Origin of the sequence: Hymenobacter sp. B81, assembly GCF_044628455.1 — a bacterium.
Classification (GTDB): domain Bacteria; phylum Bacteroidota; class Bacteroidia; order Cytophagales; family Hymenobacteraceae; genus Solirubrum.
The window spans coordinates 344,480-367,160 of record NZ_JBIYZW010000001.1; the positions used below are offsets into that span (position 1 = coordinate 344,480).

Below are 22,681 nucleotides of genomic sequence, written 5' to 3' on the forward strand. Positions count from 1 at the left end.
GTTCACATCATTATGTGATGAAGTTTGAGGCGGCTCCTAACCGGGCTGGTCCCCGCGCGCGGGCGGCTTCCCGGCCAGCCTGCCCGGGGCCTGGCCGCCGGGGCCGGCCCCGCTGACCAAAGGTCTGGGCAAGTGCCAAAGCCGGCTATCTTTAGCCAGCCCGGCCGCGAGCTGAGAGACCCGGCCGGGGTTCCCCTCATCTTCCCCCAACCCCAGCACCATGAACCAAGCAGCTACCCTATTAGGCCCCATACCCGGCGCCGAGCGCCGCGAAATCGGCGGCGTGCAGGTCGATGTCGTCCGCACGGGCGAGGCCCGCGTCAAGCGGGTGGTGTACCCGCCCGGCTTCCGCTGGTCGCAGCACCTGCGGCCGGTGGTGGGCACCGAGCTGTGCCAGCACGCGCACGTGGGCTTCCTGGCCCAGGGCGAATTTCACATTCAGTACGCCAACGGCGACGTAGAGGAGTTCCGCGCCCCCCAGGCCGTGGCCATCGAACCCGGCCACGACGGCTGGGTAGTGGGCGCGGAGCCGGCCGTGCTCATCGAGTTCGACTTCGAGAAAGACACCGTGCAGCGCCTGGCCCTCCCGGAGCGGCACTCCCGGCGCGAGGCCTGAGCCGGCCGCGCCGACTACCGGCCCTTGTGGGTGGCGTACCGATGTCACGGGCTCTACATCGGTACGCCACCCACAAGACATAGTATCGTCTGGGGCCAGACATACCGTTGTCTTACCTCAGACGATACTATGTCTTGTGGGTGGCGTACCGATGTCACGGGCTCTACATCGGTACGCCACCCACAAGACATAGTATCGTCTGAGGTAAGACAACGGTATGTCTTGCCCCAGACGATACTATGTCTTGCAACGGACCTGCCCGGGCAATAACAAAGCTTTATTCGGGTATTCCTGGGTAGGCAACGGGCTGGGCTGGAGACTGGCTGGATAAAACATCCTGCTGAGCGCAGCCGAAGCCTCTCTGCCGTTCCGTGGCGAAGTCAAATGGTACGTTTTCGGGATGCAGTTTTTTACTCGAATGAAAAAGAATAGAATCAGAGCCACCGCATCTTTTATTGTTGATTGTTTGGCCGCCCGGAATTACTGCTTGCTGGAAAAGCTTGATTTTGGCCAAGACATGCCATCCGGGTATGTAAGAATACCTTCCGGATACATCAAGCAGGCAGTAAGGGAATACGGTGGCGAGGTAACCGTAGCCCCTGACCCTACAGCCTACCGCATCGATGTGATAAGGCATGCGGACATCAAGCATATACTCTTCGTGGATGTCCGTCTTTGGTTTGATGGGCAGGAAAGCGACCTGACCCTACAATGCGCCTTTCACACCAATCAAACACTCGATGGACTCTACCGCTTCTCCATGACCGACTTGGATGTGCTGTAACGGCGTATGACGCCTGCTACACTCCTTTGAGGTCTATGGCTAGGAGCTAGTGGGCGGCTTCGTCGGCGGAGGGGCCGTAGATGCTGGGCACGGGCACGTCGAGCAGGCGCAGGTACACCGCAAGCTGGGCCCGGTGGTGCACCGTGTGGCTGATGAGGTGGCGCACCACTTCGGCCCGGGTTTGCCGCATAAACACTTGCTCGCCGGCGCGCAGCGTCCACGTCTGGGCGAAGTCCTCGGCCTCGGCCCGGGCCAGGGCGTCGGCGGCGGCCTCGCCGTTGGCTTCGAGGCGGCGCAGCAGTTCGGCCGTCGACTCGGGCGCCGTGGGCCGCAGGCTGTTCCCGGCCGCCAGGTCGATTTCAGTGGACTGCATGGTGTGGGCAATGCCCCCGATCAAATCGGCGGTGTGGGCCGCCAGCAGCCCCAGCGGCATCGACTTGGCGTGGGGCTGCCAGCCAAACCGGGTTTCGGGCACGCGCTCGAGCATGCGGCGGGTGAGGCTTACTTCGTGGGCCAGCTCGGGCAGCAGGGTTTGGGCAAGGGGGCGGGCAAGCGTGGTTTCCATGACCAGCGGGGTTTAGGGTGAATGATAGCCCAAAACTCGCGGGGGGTAGTGACAGCCCTATGTCAGCAGCCCGGTGCCTGCTCGCAAAAAAAACGCTGGGCCTCGCGGGCCAGCTCGCCCACCCGCTCCTGCAGCGCGGGCGGCGAGGCCACGCGTACCAGCCCCGCGAACAACAGCAGCCAGCGGGCAAAGTACTCGAGGTTGGCGGTGAGGAACGTCATTTCGGCGTATCCGTCGGGGGCCGCCTGCTCGTGGGTCCAGCCGAAATGGTGCTTGTTTTCGTGCACGTGCGGCAGCGCGGCCGGGGCAAAGCGCACCACCACGGCGTGGGTCTGGCGCCGCCGGGCCTGCTCCTGCCAGTACGTATGCAGGGTATCGGGGCGGGGGGCAAACTCCTCGTCGCGCAGGTGCAGGGCGGCAATGCGGTCGAGGCGAAAGTCGCGGAACTCCCGGCGCAGGCGGCAATACGCCACCAGGTGCCAGTACTGGCCGAAGTACACGCCGATGGGCTCCACGTCGCGCTGGCTGGCCGTGCCCGCGTAGCCGGCGCGGTAGTCCAGGGCCACCACCTGCCGGCGGGCAATGGCGGCGAGCAGCAGCTGGTGGGTGTTGGAAGCCGGGGGCTGGGCCGGGGCGCGGCGGTGCCGGGGCGGCAGTACGGCAATGCGGGGAGCCAGCTCTTCCACGTAGTCGCGGTCGGCGCGGCGCAGCACGGCCCGCAGCTTGTCCATGGCCCCGCGGCTGAGCTGGGCCGTGTGCGGGTCGGTGAGCTGGGCCACCAACTGCTCGGCCATTAACAAGGCCGTGGCTTCGTCGCGGGTAAACATCACCGGCGGCAGGCGGTAGCCCTCGGCCAGCGAGTAGCCCACGCCCGCCTCGCCGCAGAGGGGCACGCCCGCTTCTTCGAGGGTGCGCAGGTCGCGGTAGATGGTGCGCAAACTCACCCCGTAGCGGGCGGCCAGCTCGGGGCCGCGCACCACGCGCTTGGCCTGCAACTGCACCAGCAGCGCGGTAATGCGGTCGAAGCGGTTCATGGCAGGGTGGGGCAGCAGGTGGGCCGGAGCGGAAAGTCGCCGGCCGGGCGAATATCCTGGTTTTTCTACATTTGGCGGCTCCAACCTTTGCTTCGTTATGATCTACGTCGACCTGGAACTGGCCCGCCGCCTCGAACGCACCGAGGCCACCAGCAACGCCCGATTCGTGGAAGCGCGGGCGCGTTTGCACCCCGAAAGCGGGGCGACCTGGACGGAAGTTGCCGGCGCCTACGCCCTGTTCGACGGCCCCGACTCCCCGCTGACGCAGACGTTCGGGCTGGGCTTGTTCGGGCCGGTGGGCAAGGCCGAACTGGAGGAAATCGAAGCCTTCTTCGCCGCGCGGCAGGCGCCCGTGCTGCACGAGGTCAGCCCCCTGGCCGACCCCGAGCTGCTGGCTTTGCTGCCCGCCCGCGGCTACCAGCCCATCGAGTACACCAGCGTGCTATACCTGCCCCTGAGCGAGGCCGATTTACCCGCCGCCCCCGCCGCCGACCCGGCCCTGCGCACCCGCCGGATTGAGCCCCACGAAGCCGAGCTGTGGGCGCGCACCAGCGCCGCGGGCTGGAGCTCCGAGTCGGCCGAGCTGTCCGACTTCGTGTTCGGCTTCGGCCGCATCAGCGCCCAGAGCGCGGGAACGAGCCCGTTTCTGGCCGAGCTGGAAGGGGAGGCCATTGCCGCCGGCGGGCTGTTCGTGCACGACGGCACGGCCCTGCTGGCCGGGGCCAGCACCGTGCCCGCGGCCCGGCGCCGGGGCGGCCAGCAGGCCCTGCTGGCCGCGCGGCTGCGCTACGCCGCCGGGCAGGGCGCTACCCTGGCCATGATGGGTGCCTGGCCGGGCAGTCAGTCGCAGCGCAACGCCGAGAAGCACGGCTTCCGCATTGCCTACACCCGCATCAAGTGGGCTCAGCCCGGGGGCTAGCCTGCGCGGGCGAGTAGCCGCTACCGCCGCCGATACGGAACCGCAGGCCGGGCCGGAGTTGCTGCTCCGGCCCGGCCGGTTTTTTTTGCGGGAGCCTGTAATCTTGAAGCCGCAGCGGCGACTAATAGCCCAAACCTTCCCGCCGATGCCGCTCGTTGCCGCCCCCGACTTCCTGGAAACGCTCACGCAGTACCATCCTTTGCTGCGGCGCCTGTGCCGGCTCTACGCCCCCGGGCCCGACGAGCAGCAGGACCTTTACCAGGAAATCGTGCTGCAGCTCTGGCAGGCCTGGCCGCGCTACGAGGCCCGCGCCCAACTCAGCACCTGGCTTTACCGCGTGGCGCTGAACGTGGCCATTTCGTCGCTGCGCCGCCACACCCGCCGCCCGCCTGCCGCCCGCCTGTCGGCTGCCACGCTGGACGTGCCCGCCCCGCCGCCCGCCGGGCCCGACGCCGACGACCTCGGCCAGCTCTACGCCGCCATTGCCCGCCTTTCCGACGTGGAAAAGGCCCTGGTGCTGCTGCGCCTGGAAGAGCGCCCCGACGAGGAAATAGCCGACATCCTGGGCATCAGCATCGGCAACGTGCGGGTGAAAATGCACCGCGCCCAACACAAGCTCCGTCAACTCCTAACCTGAATTGCGCCATGAACTTCGACGACCTCAGCCGCCGCTGGCAGCAGCAAGCCACCGCGGTTTCTTCGGCCCCCACCGCGGCCGCCGAGCTGCAAACCCTGCTTGCCGGCCCCGACCACAGCCCCGTAGCCCAGATGCGCCGCAATGCCTGGACCGATCTGCTGGGGGGGCTGCTCATCGGCGGCCCCATTACCGGGGCGGCGCTGGCCTTCGGCTGGCTGCCCTCGCCCTGGCTCACGGCCGCCGTGCTGCTCGTTGCCGGCGCCTCGGGCTACTACTACTTCCGCAAGCTGCGCCTGCTGCGCGCCCTGGCCGGCCCAAGCGACCCGAACGCCGCACTGCGCGGGCAGGCCGCCCGCACCCTGGGAGAGCTGCGCCGACTGGTGAATACCTACTACCGCCTGAACCTGCTGCTGGGCTTGGTGGTAATCGGCCTCACGCTCTGGGGCGTGGCCGGCCACGTGCAGGCGATCGGGCCCGCCCTGGCCAGCGGCCGATTCTGGCTGTGGCTGGGCGGCACGGCGCTGGTGAGCGTGGTACTTACGCATTTCCTGCTGCGCTGGCACCTGCACCATTCCTACGGCCGGCACCTGATTCGCCTGGAAACCGTGCTGCGCGAGCTGGCCGACGAGGCGTAGAGCGTTTTTCGGTATTGGTTTTTCGTGGCTTGCTACTGGTTGTTGGTTGTTCGCTGCTGGTGGTTCGGGGTAAGCGGACAGGCGTCTGGGCAGGGCAGCGCACCGGCTCCACGACCTGATACCTAAGCCCTAATACCTAAAGCCTAAACTATCTTCGCAGGCCCAACGAATGGCGCGGCGTGGAGCAGGCAGCACAACGAAAAATCATACACCTCGACATGGACGCGTTCTACGCCTCGGTAGAGCAGCGCGACCATCCCGAACTGCGCGGCCGGCCCGTGGCGGTAGGCGGCGCGCGGGAGCGGGGCGTGGTGGCCGCGGCCAGCTACGAGGCCCGGCAGTTCGGGGTGCGCTCGGCCATGCCCTCGGTTACGGCCCTGCGCAAGTGCCCCGAGCTGGTGTTCGTCAAGCCCCGCTTCGAGGTGTACAAGGACGTGTCGCGGCAGGTGCGGGCCATCTTTGCCGAGTACACCCCGCTGATTGAGCCCGTGTCGCTCGACGAGGCCTACCTCGACGTGACCCACAACCTGCCGCAAATCAGCTCGGCCACGCGCATTGCCCGCGAAATCCGGGCGAAAATCCTGGCTCAAACCCAGCTCACGGCCTCGGCGGGCGTGTCGTACAACAAGTTCCTGGCCAAGCTGGCCTCCGATTACCGCAAGCCCAACGGCCTGTTCGTGATTCAGCCCCACGAGGGCCCGGCCTTCGTGGCCGGGCTGCGGGTGGGCGACTTTCACGGCATTGGCCCGGTAACAGCCGCGAAAATGAACGAGCTGGGCATCTTCACCGGCGCCGACCTGCGCGAGCAGTCCGAGGCCTGGCTGCGCCAGCACTTCGGCAAGGCCGGTGGCTACTACCACGCCATTGCCCGCGCCATCGACCACCGCCCCGTGGAGGCCGACCGGGTGCGCAAGTCGGTGGGCTCGGAAACCACCTTCGAGCGCGACCTGAGCACGGAGGAAGAGCTGCTGGCCGGCCTGCAGCCCTGCCTCGACGACGTGTGGGACCATTGCCAGCGCACCGGCGTGCTGGGCCGCACCGTGACGGTTAAGGTGAAGTACGCCGACTTTCAGCAGCTCACCCGCAGCCGCACGCTCCTGGGCCTGGTGCCCAGCAGGGAGCTGCTTGCCCGCGTCAGCCACGAGCTGCTGACCAGCCTGCTGCCCGTGCCCAAGGGCGTGCGCCTGCTGGGCGTGGCCCTGTCCAGCCTCGACTCGGGCGAGGAAGCCGCGGGCCGGCAGCTGGCATTTCCTTTCTGAGCGAGTAAGCAACCCGGTCAAAACCACCGCAAAAAAAACCGGGCTCCCGCCAGTTGCGGAAGCCCGGTTGGGGTATTGAGCCCGGTTTCGGCTTACGGTATCACGAAGCGGGTAACCAGGCGGCCTTGGGCAGTGGTGAAGTGCGCCAGATAGGTGCCCGGCCGCAGGTGCGCTACCGACACGACGCCCGCGCCGCCCGCTACCACGTAGCGTCCCAGGGGTTTACCCGCCAGCGTGTGCAGCTCTAGCTGCCCGCCTTCCTGGGTGGCAGCCTGGTAGCGCAGCTGGCCGTCGGCTACGGCGGTGGGGTAGATGCGGAACGAAGCCTGGCTTTCCGTCGCGGCGTTTTCGGCGGCTACGCTGGCCGAGGCGCTGCGGCTGGCTTGCTCGCAGGCGCCCAGGGTGCAGCCGTGGGCCAGGTGCGCCGGCACGGCGTTGCGCGCAACACTCAGCGCGTGGCCTTGGTGGCAGAGCGTCACCTTGTCGCCGTGGGGGCCGCTGCGCACGTCAACCACCGTGATGGTAACCGAAGTGGTAGCCGCGCACCCGAAGCGGTTGGTAGCCGTTACTTCGAGGAGGTAGCGGCCCGCAGCGGTGGGCGTAAACGTTGCCTGCGCGCCGGCAGCGGCACTCAGGCCGGGGGCGGAGTTCCAGCGGAAGGTGCTGGGTCCATCGGCGCCCGGGTTGGTGGCCGTCAGCGTGAGCGACTGCGCCCCGTAGCCCAGGAACAGCGTTGCCGCATCGGCGCCGGTGGGGGTTTGGTCGGGGCGGCTGAGGGCAATAGCCGGGGCCGGCACGGCGCCCACCACCGTTACCGTAGCCCGGGCCGAGGCCTGGTTGCCGCTGGGGTCGGTTACGGTCAGCACCACTTCCTGCGGGCCCAGGTCGGCGCAGTCGAAGCTGCTGCGGCTCAGCGTGCGCGAGGCCAGGCCGTAGGCGTCGGTGCTGCCCGCGTCCACGTCGGCGGGACTGAGGGTGGCGGTGCCGCCTGCCAGCGTGAGGGTCAGGTTGCGGGTGCGCACCACCGGGCGCACGGTGTCGACCACGGCAAACGACCAGACTTCCCCCACGGCGGTTTCGCCGTCGCGCACGGCATCGACGCGCCAGAAGTAGGAACGCAGCTCGGTGAGGTCGGTGGTCCGGAAGGCGGGCGCGGTCAGGCCCTGGGCCACGGGCACCAGGCTGGCCGCGTCGGGGCCCAGCAGCACGTTGTAGGTCTGCGCGTCGCCAGTCCAGCCCAATTGCACCGGGCCGTAACCCACATTGGCGGTGCCCTGGGCCGGGCTGGGGTTGGCGGCCTGGGCTACCAGCGGCGAGCCGGCGTGCAAGGCGCCGATTTCGGCGGCCGACAAAGCGTAGTTGTACAGACGCACGTCGTCCAGCCGGTCGCGGTAGGGCTTGTTCTCGGCCGAGTTGCCAATGGTCAGCGCGGCGGCCTTGCCGATGCTGCCGGTGGTGTAGGCTTTGGTGGAAACCAGCGCGCCGTTCAGGTACAGGCGCAGCTGCTTGGCATCCACGTCGCGCACGGCCACCAGGTGCTGCCACTGCCCACCGAAGATGTTGTAGGGCGCGGTGTTCACGCGCACGGCCACGTCGGTTTTAATCGAGCCGTCGTCGATGGAAAAGGTCAGGGCCCCGTCGCGCAGCTGCAGACCGTACCACTTGCCGGTGCCGGCCTCGAAGCTGCCCTTGTGCAGCAGGTAGGTATCCTTGCTGCCCGACGAGGTATAGGTGTTGGCCGGAATGTTCACCCACAGCGACAGGGTAAAGGCGTTCTGGTCGAAGCGCAGCTGGGGCGCATCGGCGGCCACCACCGCGCCGGTGCTGGCGGGCGTGCCAAACAGCAGGCTGCCCCCGAAGCGGCCGTCGGTGGCCGACCAGCTGCTGGTGGCCAGGCCCGTGAGCGTGGCCGGGTGGCGGTAGTTGCTGCGGTCGGTGGCCTGGGTGCCCGAGATTTCATTTAGCTGGTAGTGCGCCACCAGCCCCCGCGGATTGCCGGTTTGCAGCGTCCACACTTCGCCGGGTGTGGTGCCCAGGCTGCTCACCGCGTCGACGCGCCAAAACCAGGCGGCGTTGGCGGGCAGATTCGGAAACGAGTAGGCCGGGCTTTGCAGCGGCACGTCGGCCACGAAGGCCAGCTGGCTGCTGCTCGGGCCGGCGTAGAGCTTGTAGCCCTCGGTCTGGTAGCCGCCCTGCCAGCTCAGGTTCACCGCGCCGTAGCCCTCCAGCAGCGTGCCGTTGGGCACCGAGGGCGCGTAGGCCTGCATGGGCAGCGGGCCGGAATGGCGCAGCTCCACAATCTGCTGGGGCGTGAGCAGGTGGTTAAACACCTTAAGCTCGTCGAGGGCGCCGGTGTAGGGGGCCGGGGCGTTGGCCGAGGTCAGGAATTCCAGCTCGCCGATGTTGCCCACAATCAGGGCGCTGTTTTCGCCGATGCCGTTGGCTTTGGTGGTAATTTCCTTCACCAGCGTGCCGTTTAGGTACAGCAGCAGCTTCTTGCCGGGCACGTCGCGCATGGCCACCACGTGCACCCAGCTGCCGGTGTAAAACAGCGTGCCGTCGGCCTGCAGCTCATCCTTGTTCGCGTCGTCGTCGATGGCAAAGCGCAGCTGACGGTTCTTGAACTCGATGTCGAAGCGCTTGCCGGTGGCACCGGTAGCGGCGTTGCGGGTGATGGAGCCCTTGCAGAGCAGGTAGGCGCTCTGGTTGTTGGTCTGCGGCAGCGTGGCCGGGTCGGCCTTCATCCAGAAAGCCAGCGCAAACGAGCTGCGGTCGAGGTAGAGCTGGTCCTGGTGGGGAATGCTCACCACGTACATCGCGGGGTCGGCGGTGGCAAAGTCCAGGGCGTTGTTCACGCGGCCCGCCACCCGAATGCTCTGGTTATCATCGTCGAGGCCCAACACGCCGTGGTTGGCGTAGGCCGACTGGTCGGTAATCTGGGTGCCGTCGGCCGCGGTTTCGTCGAAGCCCCAGTGGCCCACCAACTGCGGCGGCAGGGTGCTGGCCGTGCGGAACGACCACAGCGGGCCGTCGGCCGTGCCCTTGTCGTTGTGGGCGTCGATGCGCCAGTAGTAGGTGGTGTTGTCGGCCAGGCCGCTGAGCTGGTAGGTGGGCGCGGCGCTGGCGGGCAGGTCGGCCCGCTTGCTCAGGCTTGCGGGGCTGGGGCCGGCGTACACGCTGTAGGTCGTGGTGTTGGCGCTGCCGCTCCAGCGCAGCGTGAGGGCGCCGTTGCTCAGGTCGGCGTACTGAAAGCCGTCGGCGGGCGAGGGGCTGCTGGCACCGGCCGGGGCCGAGGGCAGGGCCGGGGTTTTCACTGCCGCGGCCGGGCTAAACGACGACTCGGCCCCGCTGGCCACGGCCTGGAGGCGGTAGTAGTAGGTTTTGTTGGGCAGCAGGCCGGCGTCGGTGTAGCTGGTGGCGCCGGCGGCGGGGTGGGCAATGTCGGCGAAGGTCACGCCGTCGGCCGAGCGCTCCAGCACGAAGTGGGTTTCGGCGGCGGAGTTGTCGATCCAGCTCAGTACCACCTGGCTGGCGGGGGCCGGCAGCTCAGCGGAAGTGGCGTTCAGCACCAGTCCCGAGGGCGGCTTCACGAAGGCCGGCGCGGGCGTTTTCACCAGCGCGTTCACGTACGCCTCGATGTTGAGGTAGGCGGGCTGCGCGCGGCTGTAGGCCACGGCATCGGCCGGGTTGTGCTTGTTCAGGCCGTGAGCGTCTTCCCAGGCGTCGGGCAGGCCGTCGGCGTCGGCATCGGCCGGAGCCGGGGCGTTGAAGACCTCGCCCAAACCGCCGTTACCGAGGGGCAGGTCGGCCTCGGTGTACACGTAGTGGCCGCGGGTGCCGCGCGAGCGAACTTCCTCCACCATCAGCTCGTCGACCTGGTCGCGGCGCGGGTAGTTGGCTCCCACACTGTCGATGACGCGCTGGTAGGCCTGCGCGGCGCTCAGGGCTGGGGCCGCGTGGGGGTAGGCAAAGGCCTGGGCCTGAAACGCCGCGCCCGAAATGCCGGGGTAGCCCACCGTGTCGAAGGGCACCAGCGCGCCGTCGAGCACGCCGTTGCGGTTGTTGTCGAAGTAGTTGCCGGCGCCGTAAATGTTGAACGTGCCGGTGCCGCGCGAGAAGGGCGTGGTCTTGCTCGGCGGCGTGAGCGGGCCGCCCACGAAGTAGTTGTTGATGACATTCACCTCCGACACGCCCGACGAGCCACCCATGATGTAGGCGTCACCCGACCAGCCGTAGTTCAGCTGCTCGCCCAGGCGGTTGCCGTTGCCCCAGTTGTAAACCACGTTGTTGACGAACTCGTTGACGCCCTTGACTTTGGGGTTGCGGGTTTTGTTGCTGAGGTAGAGGTTGCCCACCAAACTCACCTTGCCGCCGTCGGGCGTCTGAATCAACCCGCCCGCCGAGTGGTTGGCCCGGTGCAGGCCCTGCCCGATGATGGAGTTCTGCACCGTAATGTTGTCGGGCGCGGTGCCCTTGCCGTCCCAGTTGATGCTGAACACCTCGTCCATGCCCCAGGAAAACGACATGTGGTCGAGGATGATGTTGGCGCCGTTGGCCAGGCCCGAGGCGTCGTTGCCCGAGTTGCCGGTGGCGCCCAGGCGCAGGCGCAGGTAGCGGCAGATGGTGTTGCTGGCGCCCGTAAACGTGACGCGCTTGTTGAAGAGCACGATACCGTCGCCGGGGGCCGTCTGGCCGGCCACGGTCACGTTGGGTGCCACCTGCACGTTGCTTTGCAGGTTGATGACGCCGCCCACGGCAAACACCACCACCCGGCCGGGCTGGCTCACCGCGTCGCGGAACGAGCCGGGGCCGCTGTCGTTGAGGTTGCGCACCACGTACACCTGCGGACTGGCCACGCCGCGCGCCCCGGTGGCAAAGCGGCCGAAGCCGCCGGCCCCGGGAAAGGCCAGGGTCTGGGCCTCGGCCCGCGGGGGCGGCAGCAGGTGCAGCGCCAGCGCGGCCCCCAGGGCCAGACTGTGCTTCATCAAAAGGGTAGTTGTTTTCATATGGCAATCGGGGGTTGATGGAAGCGCGGGGAAAGGGCAGGCTAAGAGAATAGCAAAGCGGCGCCGGCCACCGCGGGCGGCAGCCGGCAGCATAAGCGGTGCGGTAACCCGACAAGGATATTTGCTGAACCAGGCGTAGCTCTCCTGCACCGTCCTGAGCCAGAGCAAGAAATGGGCGCCGCGCCGGCGCACAACGCCTGTTATCCGGGGCTGTGGCCGCCAGCCGATGTTTGGCTATTCCCGGCCCTGGCCGCTTCGGGCGGGCCAAAGCAGGAGACTACCCCAGAGTAGCGCGGAAAGTGCGCTGCGCCGTTCAGTCGTTGCCGACAACCCGGCGTTCGGCGTCAAATCGGCCGGCGCGCGTAGCTTCGCGGCGCTATGAACCACTTCACCATTCGCCCCACCGCCGCCGAGTACGGCACCTACTACGAAGGTTACATCCGGCAGATTCCCGCCGGCCACGACCCGCGCCAGCAGCTGCGCGCGCAGGCCGCCGCGCTGCAGGCCACCATTGCCGGGCTTAGCAACGAGCAGGCCCTGTTCCGCTACGCGCCCGGCAAGTGGAGCATCAAGGAAACCCTGGTGCACATCATCGATACCGAGCGCGTGTTTGCCTACCGCGCCTTCTGTATTGCCCGCGGCGAAGTTCAGCCCCTGCCCGGCTTCGACCAGGACCAGTTTACCGCGCATTCCGGAGCCGATGCCCGGCCGCTGGCCGACATCCTGCGCGAGTACCAGGCCGTGCGCGCCGCTACCCTGGCCCTGCTCGACTCATTCGGCCCCGAGGCACTGGCGCGGCAGGGTACGGCCAGCGGCATGCCCGTGAGCGTGCGGGCCCTGAGCTACATGCTGTCTGGCCACGAAGCCCACCACCTGCAGCTGTGGAATGAGCGGTGTCTGCCGCTGCTGCCGGGCGCCCAGGCCCAGGAGCCAAGGGTGCTGCAAACGGAAAGCCCCGGCTGAGGGCCGGGGCTGCGCTGATAGGATAGGCTGGCTAAGCGGCGCTAGATGTGCACCGTGAGTACCGGTGAGGCCGTGTGGGTCACTACCGTTTCGGCCACGCTGCCCTGCAGCAGGTGGCTCAGGCCGGTGCGGCCGTGGGTGAGCATCACCACCAGGTCGGCGTGGGCCTGCTCGGCAAAGCGCGGAATGCCGGTGCTGGCTTTGGGCGCGGCAAACACGTCGGGCTCGTAGTGGGCCAGCTGGTGGCGGTAGGCAAAGGCGTGGATGCGCTCCAGGGCCGCCGCGTGCTGGCTGCTGCTGGTCACCACGTCGAGCAGGTGCAGCCGGGCGGCGGGAAAGGTGGCCTGAATCTGGCGCAGGGCGGGCACCACCCGGTCGGCCTCGGCCGAAAAATCGGAGGCAAACACGATGTGGTGCACGTCGAAATTGGGCGTGGGGTGCTTCACGGTGAGCACCGGGCAGGAAGCCAGCCGCACCAGCCGCTCGGTGTCGGAGTCGGAAAAGAAGTGCGTTTCGGGGCCGTGCTCGTGCGAGCCGAGCACCATCAGGTCGATGTTGCGGGCGCGGATTTCCTCCAGGATGGCGGTTTCAATGGCGCCGTCCTGCACGATGTCCTCTACCGGTACGCCCTCGGCCAGGTGGGCCGCTTCGGCCATGAGGGCGTGCATGCGCTGCTTGGTGACCTGCAACAGCTTGATGGTGAACACGTCGTTGAGGCCGCTGCCGCCCACCGGCCCACCAGTGGAGGAGAGGCGGGAACCGTGCGGCAAATCCAGCACGTGCAGCAGCGTGACGCGGCCGCCGGTGCGGCGGGCCAGCTGCAGGGCCACTTCGAAGGCATTGTGGGCCTGCGGCGAGAAGTCGGTAGGAACCAGGATGTTTTTCATGGCAGTACAGCAGAAGGCGCCCAAAACAGAATTTTATTTGATAATATAAATATATTTTATGACTATTTAGTATGCCGCGGCGAAGATTAAGCAACTCAACCGCGTGATATTTCACCTACACCAACCCGCCCGAAAACACCAAGGCCCGGACAATTGCCCGGGCCTTGGCCTTACTCAATGGGGTGCCGGGGCTTAGCGCCAGCGGCCGCCGCGGTCGTTGCGGTCATCGTCGTCGTCGAACCAGTTGGAGATTCGCTCACCCATGCGGTCGAAGAAGCCGCGGTTTTCGTGGCGGTCATCGTCGCGGTCTTCGGAACGGCGGCTCTGGCGGTAGCGGCTGTTTTCGTCGTAGTCGGGGGTGCTGCCGTAGCCCGAGCGGCCGCTGCCGTAGCCGCGGTCCATGTTGCTCTGGCTGCCGTAGTTGCTCATGCCCGAGTTGCCCGACGAGCCCCAGTTGCCCCGACCCATGCTACCCGAGCGGCCGTAGTCGTCCTGCTCGTACGACGAGCGGCCCATGCCCTGGGAACCATAGCGGTCCTGGTTGCCGTAGCCGCGGTCCATGCCCGAGCTGCCGTAGCTGCCCTGGTTACGCGAACTGTAGTTGGAGCTGCTGTCGACGCCCCAGCGGTCCTGGTCGTGCTGGCTGCCCATGCCGCGCTGCTCGTAGCTGCCACGGCCCGAGCTGCCGTAGCCGCTCATGCCCGAGTTGCTCATCCCGCTGCGGCCCAAGCTGCCGGAGCGGCCGTAGTCGTCCTGCTCGTACGACGAGCGGCCGCGGTTCATGCCCTGCGAGCCACTCATACCATAGCTGCCCATGCTGCCCGATCGGCCCATGCCCGAGGAGCGGCCGTAGCTATCCTGGTCGGACGAGGAGGAGCGGCTGTAGCCATCGTTGCCGCTCACGCCGCGGGTGCTTTCGGAGCGGGAGCTGTCGTCGTAGCGGCCGCCGTACTGATTCTGGCTGCGGCGGTAATCCTGGTCATCATCGTCGCCGTAGCGGTTGCGGCTGCGGCTCTGGTAGTCGGAATTCTGGTTGCGGCTGCGGTAGTCGCGGTCTTCGTCGGGGTGCTGATTGTAGTTGGCCATGGCGGGAAATGAGGTTTAGGTTGTGGTTTAGGCAAGGATTTACTGCAGGCTCAGCCGAAATGTTATTGCCGAGCTTGGAATAGTGATGATGGCCCGGCGGTGGGCTGCTGCCAGCATAAGTCACGCCGCATCAGCCCTCGCATAAGCATGTGATAGGCCTTGCCGGCCGCCGCCCACGGCGGATATTGCCGCGGTTTGCGACTCGGGACATACTGCTGCTTAAGCAGCTCCGGAAAGGTCGCAGGCCCGGTTCATCATGAAGATCTTGTTTATCGGCGACAGCCTGATTCGCGGCACGGTAGGCGTGAGCTTTGTGCGCCAGCTGGCCCGGCGCCACCCCCACTGGCAGATCGAAAACGCGGGCGTCAACGGCGAGCCGCTGCTGAGCATTGCCCGGCGCCTGCACCAGCGCCTGCGGGCGGGCGCCGCCTACGACGCGGTGGTGTTTGAGGCCGGGGCCAACGACCTGCTGCTGCCCACCTTTCCGGCACGCGGCTTCTGGTGGCGGCAGGCCTGGCAGCAGCTCCGGCGCCAGGGCTACCAGCCCCTGCCCGACGAAGTCGACTTCGCCCGGCACTACCGCGAAACAGTGGCTTCCCTGCGCCGCCACAGCTCCGCCCAGGTAGTGCTGCTGACGCTGGGCTGCCTCGGCGAGCAACTCGCTACGCCCCTGAACGGGCAGCGCAACCGCTACAACGACATCATCCGCCGCACCGGGGCCGAGCTGAACTGCGCGGTAGCCGACGCCGGCGCGGCCTTCGACCAGGAGCTGGCTCAGCTGCCGCCCGGGCGCGACTACCTGATGAACAGCTTTTTCAACACCGCCTGGGCCGACCGGGTGCAGTGCTTTTTCGGGCGCGCCGATGCCCTGAGCCGGCAGCGCGGGCTGCACCTGACCATCGACGGCGGGCACCTCAACAGCCGGGGTGCGGCCCTGTTCGCGACGGCGGTAGAGGCGCATCTGCTGGCCCTGGCGCCGTTGCAGCTGGCGTAGGACACGGCCTTAGCGGCCGAAGCGGCGCTTGAGCTTGCGCAGCCAGCCGGGCTCCCGCACCTCGTCTTCGAGCAGGAAGGCGTAGGGGTGCAGCACGGGCATGTGGCTGCACACGATGCGCACGATAGCGAACAGGGGCTCAAACAGAATCATGCCCGGCACGCCCCACAGCAGCTCGCCCAGCACCACGGCCACGATGGTGAAGAAGGGACTCAGGTTGAGCTGCGCGCCCATGACCAGCGGCTCGATGAGGTTGTTGTCGATAACCTGGGCCGCCACGATGACGCTCGCCGTGGGCAGCACCATACCCGTGGAGCCGCTCACCATGGCCATGACCACCGGAAAAAAGCCGCCCACGAACGCGCCCACGTAGGGTACCAGCGTGGGCAGGGCGGCAATAAGGCTTAGCAGCAGGGCATTCTTCAGGCCGATGACGGAAAAGCCCACCGCGTAAAAAGCCGTCAGAAACAGCACCGACAGCAGCCGGCCCACCAGGTACTGGCCCGCCACCTTGGTTATCTGGTTCAGCATGCGCTCGGTTTCGGCGCGGTTGGCGGGGGCGCTCAGCTTCAGGAAAAACTCGCGGAACTTGCCGCGCTGCCAGAGCAGGAAAAATAGGTAGAGCAGGGTGAGGGCAAAGCCGCCGAGCAGGCCCGCCACGCCCTTGAGCGAGGACGTGAAATACTTGTTGGCCGACTGCGCCAGCTTGCCGATCTGCTCCTGCACGAAGCGAATCTGCTGCTGCGGGGCCACGCCAAACTGCTGCTGAATCCAGTGCTGGGCCTGGCCCAGCAGCTGGGTGAATTTTTCCTGAATCTGGGGCAGCTGTTCGGAGATGTTGGCCACCTGCGCCCCAATGGCCCAGCCCATGCCGCCCACAAACAGCAGCACCACCACCAAACACAGCAGCGCCGCCAGGGCCCGACCCAGGCCCCAGCGTTCGAGGCGGTTGCCCAGGGGCGCCAGCAGCATGGCCAGCACCGCCGCAAACGCCAGCGGCACCAGAAACAGCCGGCCGAAATGCAGCAGGGCTACCGTGAGCAGGGCCAGCAGCAGCAGGGCGTTGACGCGGGGCAGGGGAATGCTTTGCATAGAAAGGGGAGGAGGAAGGCCGGAAGCCGCCGCCGACCCAGTCGGCACCGCTCCCGTTGAGCTGCCTCTACGCCGACAGCCCCGCCCGGGATGCGGCTCGGCTGCCAGTCGGAGCACACCTGTGCCGATGCTGCGCCGTTCAGGCCGGTACCTACTCGTCCGCGTCGAACGGAGCCGCTGGCTGCTCGGCAGGTGCTGGCCGGATAGTGCCAATAATCCTTTCCCGGCCAGCGCCTGCCGCGCACCGGGAAAGGACAGGAACACCGGGCAAAGACACGCCCGCCCCGGGGCGCGGCGCCGCCGGGGCCAACCTTGCGCGCCCCAATCGGGTTGAATGAAGCGCCACCGCGCTGCAGCCGGCGGCAGCTACTCTACTTTTGAGCCGATGAACACGCACCCTCCCCAATTCGACCAGGCCGCCTTTCACAACTCCTTCGTGGACGAGCTGCGCGGTGAAGACTCCCTCGACCTGCGTCCCCGGCAGGTGGCCGGCGTGCACTACTCGCGCGTGCAGCCCACGCCCGTGCGCCAGCCCCGGCTGCTGGCCTGGTCCGAGGAGCTGGCCGATTTCCTGGGGCTGGCCCGCCCCGACGAGCAGGGTCCGGCCGTGGAGGCGCTGGCCGGCAACCGCGTTACCGACACCATGAAGCCCTTCGCGGCGCGCTACGGCGGGCACCAGTTCGGCAACTGGGCCGGGCAGCTCGGCGACGGCCGCGCCATGTCGCTGGGCGAGCTGACGGCCCGCGACGGCACGAGCTGGGAAATTCAGCTTAAGGGCGCAGGCCCCACGCCCTACTCGCGCCGCGCCGACGGCCGGGCCGTGCTGCGCTCCTCGCTGCGGGAATTTCTGTGCAGCGAGGCCATGCACTACCTGGGCGTGCCCACCACCCGGGCCCTGAGCTTGGTCGCCACCGGCGACGTGGTGGTGCGCGACATGTTCTACAACGGCAATCCGCAGCCCGAGCCCGGGGCCATCGTGGCGCGGGTGGCGCCCACTTTCGTGCGCTTCGGCAACTTCCAGATCCTGGCCGCTAGCGGCGAAATCGATAACCTGCGCGCCCTGGCCGACTACGTGATTCGCCACCACTTCGCCGAGCTGGGCGAGCCGGGGCCGGCAGTATATGTGCGCTGGTTTGAGGAAGTAAGCCGCCGCACCGCCCGCATGATTGCCCGCTGGATGGCCGTAGGCTTCGTGCACGGAGTGATGAACACCGACAACATGTCGGTGCTGGGCCTCACCATCGATTACGGTCCCTACGGCTGGCTGGAGCCCTACGACCCCGACTGGACGCCCAACACCACCGATTTCGGCACCCGCCGCTACGCCTACGGGCAGCAGCCGCAGGTGGCGCTCTGGAACCTGCTGCAGCTGGCCCGCGCCCTGGTGCCACTGGTGCCCGACCCCCAGGAGTTGCGCGCCGGCCTCGACCTGTACACCAGCATGCTGGCCGCCGAGCAGCTGCAGCTCACGCGCCGCAAGCTCGGCCTCTCGGCCCTGGCCCCCGACGAGGAAGACCAGGCCCTGATTGACAGTCTGCACGAAGCACTGGCCGCCTCCGAAATCGACATGACGTTGTTCTTTCGCCACCTCTCGCAGGCCGCGCCCGCGCTGCTCACGGCCCCGGCCGAGCAGGAAGCCCGTTTCCGGGAGGTGCTCACGGCGGCCGCCTATTCCATGACGGCCGACGAGGAAGCAGTGCTGTTGCAGTGGCTGGCGCAGTACGCCCCGCGCCTGCGCCGCGAAACCCGGGCGCCCGAGGCCATTCGCACCGACATGCTGGCCGCCAACCCCAAGTACGTGCTGCGCAACTACCTGGCCCAGCTGGCCATTGAGGCGGCCGAGGTGGGCGACCTGTCGAAGCTGAACCGGCTGATGGAGGTGCTCAGGAACCCCTACGACGAGCAGCCCGAGCACGACGAGCTGGCCGCCAAGCGCCCCGACTGGGCCCGCGACAAGCCCGGCAGCGCTACGCTCTCGTGCAGCTCGTAGTCCGGCGGCAGTACGTTTGCGCTATGAACCCTGTTGCTCATTGGGAGCCGGCCACCGCGGCCGACCTACCCGCGCTGGAAATACTCGTCAACCGCGCCTACCGCGGCACCGACGCGGCCCCGGGCTGGACCCACGAAGCCCACCTGCTCAGCGGCCCGCGCGCCAGCACCGCCGACCTGCGGGAGCTGCTGAGTACGCCCGCGGCTCTCATCCTGACCGCCCGCGACGCGCAGCGCCGGCTGCTGGGCTGCGTGTATCTGGCCGCTCAGCCCCCGCAATTGTATCTGGGTTTGCTGGCCGTGGACCCCGAGCGGCAGGCCGGCGGCCTGGGGCGGCAGCTGCTGGCCGCGGCCGAGGACCACGCCCGGCAGCAAGGGCTCCGGAGCGTGGTGATGACCGTGCTGGCCGAGCGCCCCGACCTGCTGGCCTGGTACGCCCGGCGCGGCTACCAGCCCACCGGCGAAGTGCGCCCCCTGCACGCCGACCACGGCGCCGGCCAGCCCCGGCAGACGCTCACGCTGCTGGTGCTGGAAAAGGCGGTAGGAGAGGGCTAAGCCACGAAACTGTTGCCGGGCGGTTTCCTTGGGTGCCGGTTGAACCCGCGGGAAGCGGGCGGAGTGGTAATCAGATGGGGCTGATGGATTGACTCAGTGCCCGCAGAACCGAAGCAAGCCGGTCCAAATCGACGGAGGTGAAGGGTATCGTTTGCGTTGCTACTCGCTGCAATTCGGTGACATCATCCACCAAGGAGCCGATAACGACTTCCGGCTTTGCCAGATTCTCCATGTCCTCCCACTTATCAGTAGGCAAGAGGGCATAATAGTCCGTATCGAGGCTGAACTGACTGTCAAGGCTGTTGGCTCGGAGGTAAGTGAGAGCCTGTCGGAACAGGATTTCCAGTTCATAAACCGTGATGTGCGTTGCCATAAGTGTAATCAGCGTTGGTAGTGGAGGGGGCCGCCAAGGATGGGTGTTGCCGGGTTTGGTGCGGCTCAGAAAAAATAGATGAAGTCGTCGAAGTCCTGCTGCCCGGTATCCTGCCCGTAAGCGGAGTTTTGCTCAAAGACGAAGCCCGTTACAATTGCCTGACTAAATCGGGTGTCTTCGACGGTGCAGCCCTGGATGGTGGCATTGGTAAGGTTGGAGTGGCTGAAATCCGCCGTTTTCAGGCTGCACTCCAGGAATTGACAGCTGGTCAGGTCGGCGCGGATAAAATCAACGTTCAGCCAACAGTGCCGGAATACGGCTCCGCTGAGCACCGCGTCGGTTAAGGTTTCGGTAATTTCTAGTTCCAGGCCCTCGAAATAGCGTTGGCCGCTGCGGTAAGCCTGCAGCAGTTGTTCTCGGGTGGTGATATCAGACACGACAAGGGCGACAAAGAGGGAGCTGGGTATTGGACTTTGACGAAGATAGGAATGAGTCTGCCGCGGCCTTCGGGACGTAGGCGCGGTAGCTTGCCGCCTTTTTGCCCGACCAAGCAAGCCGGGCTTGCGTACGCCGGTTTATTTCGCGTCCTCATCAACCTCCCGGCCCGGCATTATGGCGCAACCCGCTGCTTCGTCCCCCGCTTCCGATTTCACCGGCTTCGTGCGCGTGCGCGGGGCCCGGGAGCACAACCTCAAGAACGTCGACCTGCAGATTCCGCGCGACGCGCTGGTGGTGTTCACCGGCGTATCGGGCTCGGGTAAGTCCAGCCTGGCCTTCGGCACGCTCTACGCCGAGGCCCAGCGCCGCTACCTCGAGTCGGTGTCGCCCTACGCGCGGCGCCTGTTTCACCAGATGGCCGTGCCCGAGGTCGACAGCATCGACGGGCTGCCGCCGGCCGTGGCTTTGCAGCAGCAGCGCGGCACGCCCACCACGCGCTCGTCGGTGGGCTCGGTTACCACGCTTTCCAACCTGGTGCGCATGCTGTACTCGCGCGCCGGCGACTACCCCGCGGGGCAGGGCATCATCTACGCCGAGGCGTTTTCGCCCAACACCCCCGAGGGCGCCTGCCCCAGCTGCCACGGCCTGGGCCGCATCTACGAAGTCACCGAGCAGAGCATGGTGCCCGACCCCACGCTCACCATCCGCGAGCGGGCCATTGCCGCCTGGCCGCCGGCCTGGGGCGGGCAGAACCAGCGCGACATCCTGGTGACCCTGGGCTACGACGTGGACGTTCCCTGGCAGGACCTGCCCCAAAAGCAGCGCGACTGGATTCTGTTTACCGACGAGCAGCCGGTGGTGCCGGTGTACCCGGGCTACTCGCCCGCCGAAACGCAGCGGGCCCTCAAGCGCAAGGAGCCGCCCAACTACATGGGCACCTTCACCAGCGTGCGGCGCCACGTGCTGCACACCTTCGCCAACACCCAAAGCCCCCTGATGAAAAAGCGGGCTTTGCAGTACATGCTCAGCACCGAGTGCCCGCTGTGCCACGGCAAGCGCCTGCGGCCCGAGTCCCTCTCGGTCACCTTCGCCGGGCTCGATATTGCCGACCTGGGGCACCTGCCGCTCAAGCGCGTGGCCGAGCGGCTGCGCCCCTTCGCCGCGGGCACCGCCAAGCGCCAGCGGCACGACGCGGCCCACCCCGAGCAGGCGATAGTGGCCCAGCGGATTGCGGCCGACTTGTGCGCCCGCCTGGCCGTGCTGCTCGACCTGGGTTTGGGCTACCTCTCGCTGGAGCGCAGCACGCCCACGCTCTCGCCCGGCGAGCTGCAGCGCCTGCGCCTGGCCACCCAGCTGTACTCGCACCTGTTCGGGGTGGTGTACGTGCTCGACGAGCCCTCGGCGGGCCTGCACCCCTCCGATACCGAGGCCCTGCTCAACGCTCTGGCGGGCCTGAAAGCCGCCGGCAACTCCCTGTTCGTGGTCGAGCACAACCTCGACGTGGTGCGCCGCGCCGACTGGCTGGTGGACGTGGGGCCCGCCGCCGGCGAGCAGGGCGGCGAGGTGCTCTACAGCGGCCCGCCCGCCGGCCTGGCCGATGTGGGGCCCTCGCAGACGCGCCGCTACCTGTTCGACCCGACGCTGCAGGAGGCCCGCACCCCGCGCGAGCCGGCCGGCTGGCTGAAGTTGGCGGGCGTCAGGCGCAACAACCTCACGGGCCTCGACGTGGCCTTTCCGCTGGGCGTGCTCACCACCGTCACCGGCGTGTCGGGCTCGGGCAAGTCGAGCCTGGTGAGCCAGGTGCTGGTGGAGCTGGTGGCGGCCCAGCTGGGCCACGCGCTGCCGGCCGAGGAAGAAGAAACCGACCCGCTGGAGCAGGCCGCGCCCGCCGAAACCGGGGGGCGCATCGTGGCCGGCCTGGAAACCATCCGCCGCCTGGTACGGGTCGATCAGAAGCCTATCGGGCGCACGCCGCGCTCCAACATGGCCACCTACACCGGGCTGTTCGACCACGTGCGCAAGCTGTTTGCGGCCACGCCCCAGGCCCGGCAGCGCCGCTACGACGCGGGCCGCTTTTCCTTCAACGTGGCCAAGGGGCGCTGCGAAAACTGCCAGGGCGAGGGGTTCGTGATGGTGGAGCTGCTGTTTCTGCCCTCGGTGTACGCACCCTGCCCGGTGTGCCAGGGCGCCCGCTACAACACCAAAACCCTGGAAATAACCTACCAGGGCAAGAATATCGCCGAGGTGCTGGGCCTCACGGTGGACGCGGCCTGGGAGTTCTTTGCCGACGAGCCCGCCGTGCACCGCGCCCTTACGGTGCTGCGCGAGGTGGGTTTGGGCTACCTGCGCCTGGGCCAGCCCGCTACCGAGCTGAGCGGGGGCGAGGCCCAGCGCATCAAGCTGGCCACCGAGCTGCAGCGCCAGGGCCGGGGCCACTCGCTCTACGTGCTCGACGAGCCCACCACCGGCCTGCACCCCGCCGACGTGGAGCGCCTGCTGGTGCAGCTCGACGGGCTGGTGGATGCCGGCAACACCGTCATCGTGGTGGAGCACGACATGCGCGTGGTGGCCGGCAGCGACTGGGTTATCGACATGGGCCCCGGCGCGGGCGACGAGGGCGGGGCGGTAGTGGCCGCCGGTCCGCCCGCCGAAGTAGCGCGCAGCCGCGCCAGCCGCACCGCGCCCTACCTGAAACGGTTTCTGACGGGCGGGGAATAAGGGGCGAATCCCCGCAACCTGGCACTAGCCGCCGCTGTCGGGGAGTTGAATGCCCGGCCCCTGAATCGAAACGGTGCCGTGACCTAGGGCCGCGGCACCGTTTCGGTTGGGACTGTTCATTTCCGCCGGTT

Annotated in this window: 19 protein-coding genes; 11 read left to right on the plus strand and 8 right to left on the minus strand. The window is 67.5% G+C overall.

The features are described 5' to 3' along the window. Positions 1-220 precede the first annotated feature (220 nt). Both ACE191_RS01460 and ACE191_RS01465 read left to right on the plus strand, forming a co-directional pair. Entirely contained in the window at positions 221-616 is a 396-nt protein-coding gene (locus ACE191_RS01460; RefSeq protein ID WP_400190398.1) for a hypothetical protein, read from the plus strand. Between the two features lie 418 nt (positions 617-1,034). Next, positions 1,035-1,400 (plus strand): hypothetical protein, encoded by a 366-nt coding sequence (locus tag ACE191_RS01465; protein WP_400190399.1) that lies wholly within the window; start codon positions 1,035-1,037, stop codon positions 1,398-1,400. Between the two features lie 46 nt (positions 1,401-1,446). Here the strand turns inward: ACE191_RS01465 and ACE191_RS01470 are convergent, their stop codons facing one another. Further along, complete coding sequence (locus ACE191_RS01470; RefSeq protein WP_400190400.1) at positions 1,447-1,965, minus strand: DinB family protein; 519 nt, start codon at positions 1,963-1,965, stop codon at positions 1,447-1,449. A gap of 62 nt (positions 1,966-2,027) precedes the next feature. Next, complete coding sequence (locus tag ACE191_RS01475; RefSeq protein ID WP_400190401.1) at positions 2,028-2,999, minus strand: helix-turn-helix transcriptional regulator; 972 nt, start codon at positions 2,997-2,999, stop codon at positions 2,028-2,030. A 97-nt stretch (positions 3,000-3,096) separates the two neighbouring features. On the opposite strand from ACE191_RS01475, the gene ACE191_RS01480 reads away from it, so the two are divergent. From ACE191_RS01480 to dinB, 4 genes are all read left to right on the plus strand, one after another. Then, a complete protein-coding gene (locus tag ACE191_RS01480; RefSeq protein ID WP_400190402.1) occupies positions 3,097-3,918 on the plus strand; it encodes a hypothetical protein in 822 nt (273 codons plus the stop codon). A 145-nt stretch (positions 3,919-4,063) separates the two neighbouring features. Then, positions 4,064-4,555: an RNA polymerase sigma factor gene (locus ACE191_RS01485; RefSeq protein ID WP_400190403.1), complete on the plus strand. Its 492-nt coding sequence runs from the start codon at positions 4,064-4,066 to the stop codon at positions 4,553-4,555. A gap of 8 nt (positions 4,556-4,563) precedes the next feature. Then, positions 4,564-5,190 carry a hypothetical protein gene (locus ACE191_RS01490; RefSeq protein WP_400190404.1) on the plus strand — a complete coding sequence of 209 codons (627 nt, stop codon included), beginning with the start codon at positions 4,564-4,566 and terminating at the stop codon, positions 5,188-5,190. Positions 5,191-5,369: 179 nt separating this feature from the next. After that, on the plus strand, positions 5,370-6,449 hold the full coding sequence (gene dinB / locus ACE191_RS01495; RefSeq protein WP_400190405.1) for a DNA polymerase IV: 1,080 nt from the start codon (positions 5,370-5,372) through the stop codon (positions 6,447-6,449). A gap of 92 nt (positions 6,450-6,541) precedes the next feature. Here the strand turns inward: dinB and ACE191_RS01500 are convergent, their stop codons facing one another. Beyond that, the gene (locus tag ACE191_RS01500; protein WP_400190406.1) at positions 6,542-11,455 is read right to left on the minus strand and encodes a LamG-like jellyroll fold domain-containing protein; all 4,914 of its coding nucleotides are present in this window, start codon (positions 11,453-11,455) and stop codon (positions 6,542-6,544) included. A 378-nt stretch (positions 11,456-11,833) separates the two neighbouring features. On the opposite strand from ACE191_RS01500, the gene ACE191_RS01505 reads away from it, so the two are divergent. Continuing rightward, on the plus strand, positions 11,834-12,418 hold the full coding sequence (locus tag ACE191_RS01505; protein ID WP_400190407.1) for a DinB family protein: 585 nt from the start codon (positions 11,834-11,836) through the stop codon (positions 12,416-12,418). Between the two features lie 41 nt (positions 12,419-12,459). Here ACE191_RS01505 and ACE191_RS01510 read toward each other — a convergent pair whose 3' ends face one another. Continuing rightward, on the minus strand, positions 12,460-13,305 hold the full coding sequence (locus tag ACE191_RS01510; RefSeq protein WP_400190408.1) for a universal stress protein: 846 nt from the start codon (positions 13,303-13,305) through the stop codon (positions 12,460-12,462). 192 nt (positions 13,306-13,497) lie between these two features. Continuing rightward, positions 13,498-14,391: a hypothetical protein gene (locus ACE191_RS01515; protein ID WP_400190409.1), complete on the minus strand. Its 894-nt coding sequence runs from the start codon at positions 14,389-14,391 to the stop codon at positions 13,498-13,500. A 256-nt stretch (positions 14,392-14,647) separates the two neighbouring features. Here ACE191_RS01515 and ACE191_RS01520 point away from each other — a divergent pair, with 256 nt between their 5' ends. Beyond that, positions 14,648-15,385 (plus strand): SGNH/GDSL hydrolase family protein, encoded by a 738-nt coding sequence (locus tag ACE191_RS01520; protein ID WP_400190410.1) that lies wholly within the window; start codon positions 14,648-14,650, stop codon positions 15,383-15,385. A gap of 9 nt (positions 15,386-15,394) precedes the next feature. On the opposite strand, the gene ACE191_RS01525 is transcribed toward ACE191_RS01520, so the two are convergent. Continuing rightward, positions 15,395-16,477: an AI-2E family transporter gene (locus tag ACE191_RS01525; RefSeq protein WP_400190411.1), complete on the minus strand. Its 1,083-nt coding sequence runs from the start codon at positions 16,475-16,477 to the stop codon at positions 15,395-15,397. Positions 16,478-16,862: 385 nt separating this feature from the next. Between ACE191_RS01525 and ACE191_RS01530 the strand changes: the two genes are divergently transcribed. Further along, positions 16,863-18,467: a YdiU family protein gene (locus ACE191_RS01530; RefSeq protein WP_400190412.1), complete on the plus strand. Its 1,605-nt coding sequence runs from the start codon at positions 16,863-16,865 to the stop codon at positions 18,465-18,467. 23 nt (positions 18,468-18,490) lie between these two features. Next, positions 18,491-19,021 carry a GNAT family N-acetyltransferase gene (locus ACE191_RS01535; protein WP_400190413.1) on the plus strand — a complete coding sequence of 177 codons (531 nt, stop codon included), beginning with the start codon at positions 18,491-18,493 and terminating at the stop codon, positions 19,019-19,021. A gap of 70 nt (positions 19,022-19,091) precedes the next feature. Here ACE191_RS01535 and ACE191_RS01540 read toward each other — a convergent pair whose 3' ends face one another. Continuing rightward, entirely contained in the window at positions 19,092-19,394 is a 303-nt protein-coding gene (locus ACE191_RS01540; RefSeq protein WP_400190414.1) for a hypothetical protein, read from the minus strand. A gap of 65 nt (positions 19,395-19,459) precedes the next feature. Continuing rightward, positions 19,460-19,831 carry a pentapeptide repeat-containing protein gene (locus ACE191_RS01545; protein ID WP_400190415.1) on the minus strand — a complete coding sequence of 124 codons (372 nt, stop codon included), beginning with the start codon at positions 19,829-19,831 and terminating at the stop codon, positions 19,460-19,462. A gap of 175 nt (positions 19,832-20,006) precedes the next feature. On the opposite strand from ACE191_RS01545, the gene ACE191_RS01550 reads away from it, so the two are divergent. Beyond that, the gene (locus tag ACE191_RS01550; RefSeq protein WP_400190416.1) at positions 20,007-22,550 is read left to right on the plus strand and encodes an excinuclease ABC subunit A; all 2,544 of its coding nucleotides are present in this window, start codon (positions 20,007-20,009) and stop codon (positions 22,548-22,550) included. Positions 22,551-22,681 lie beyond the last annotated feature (131 nt).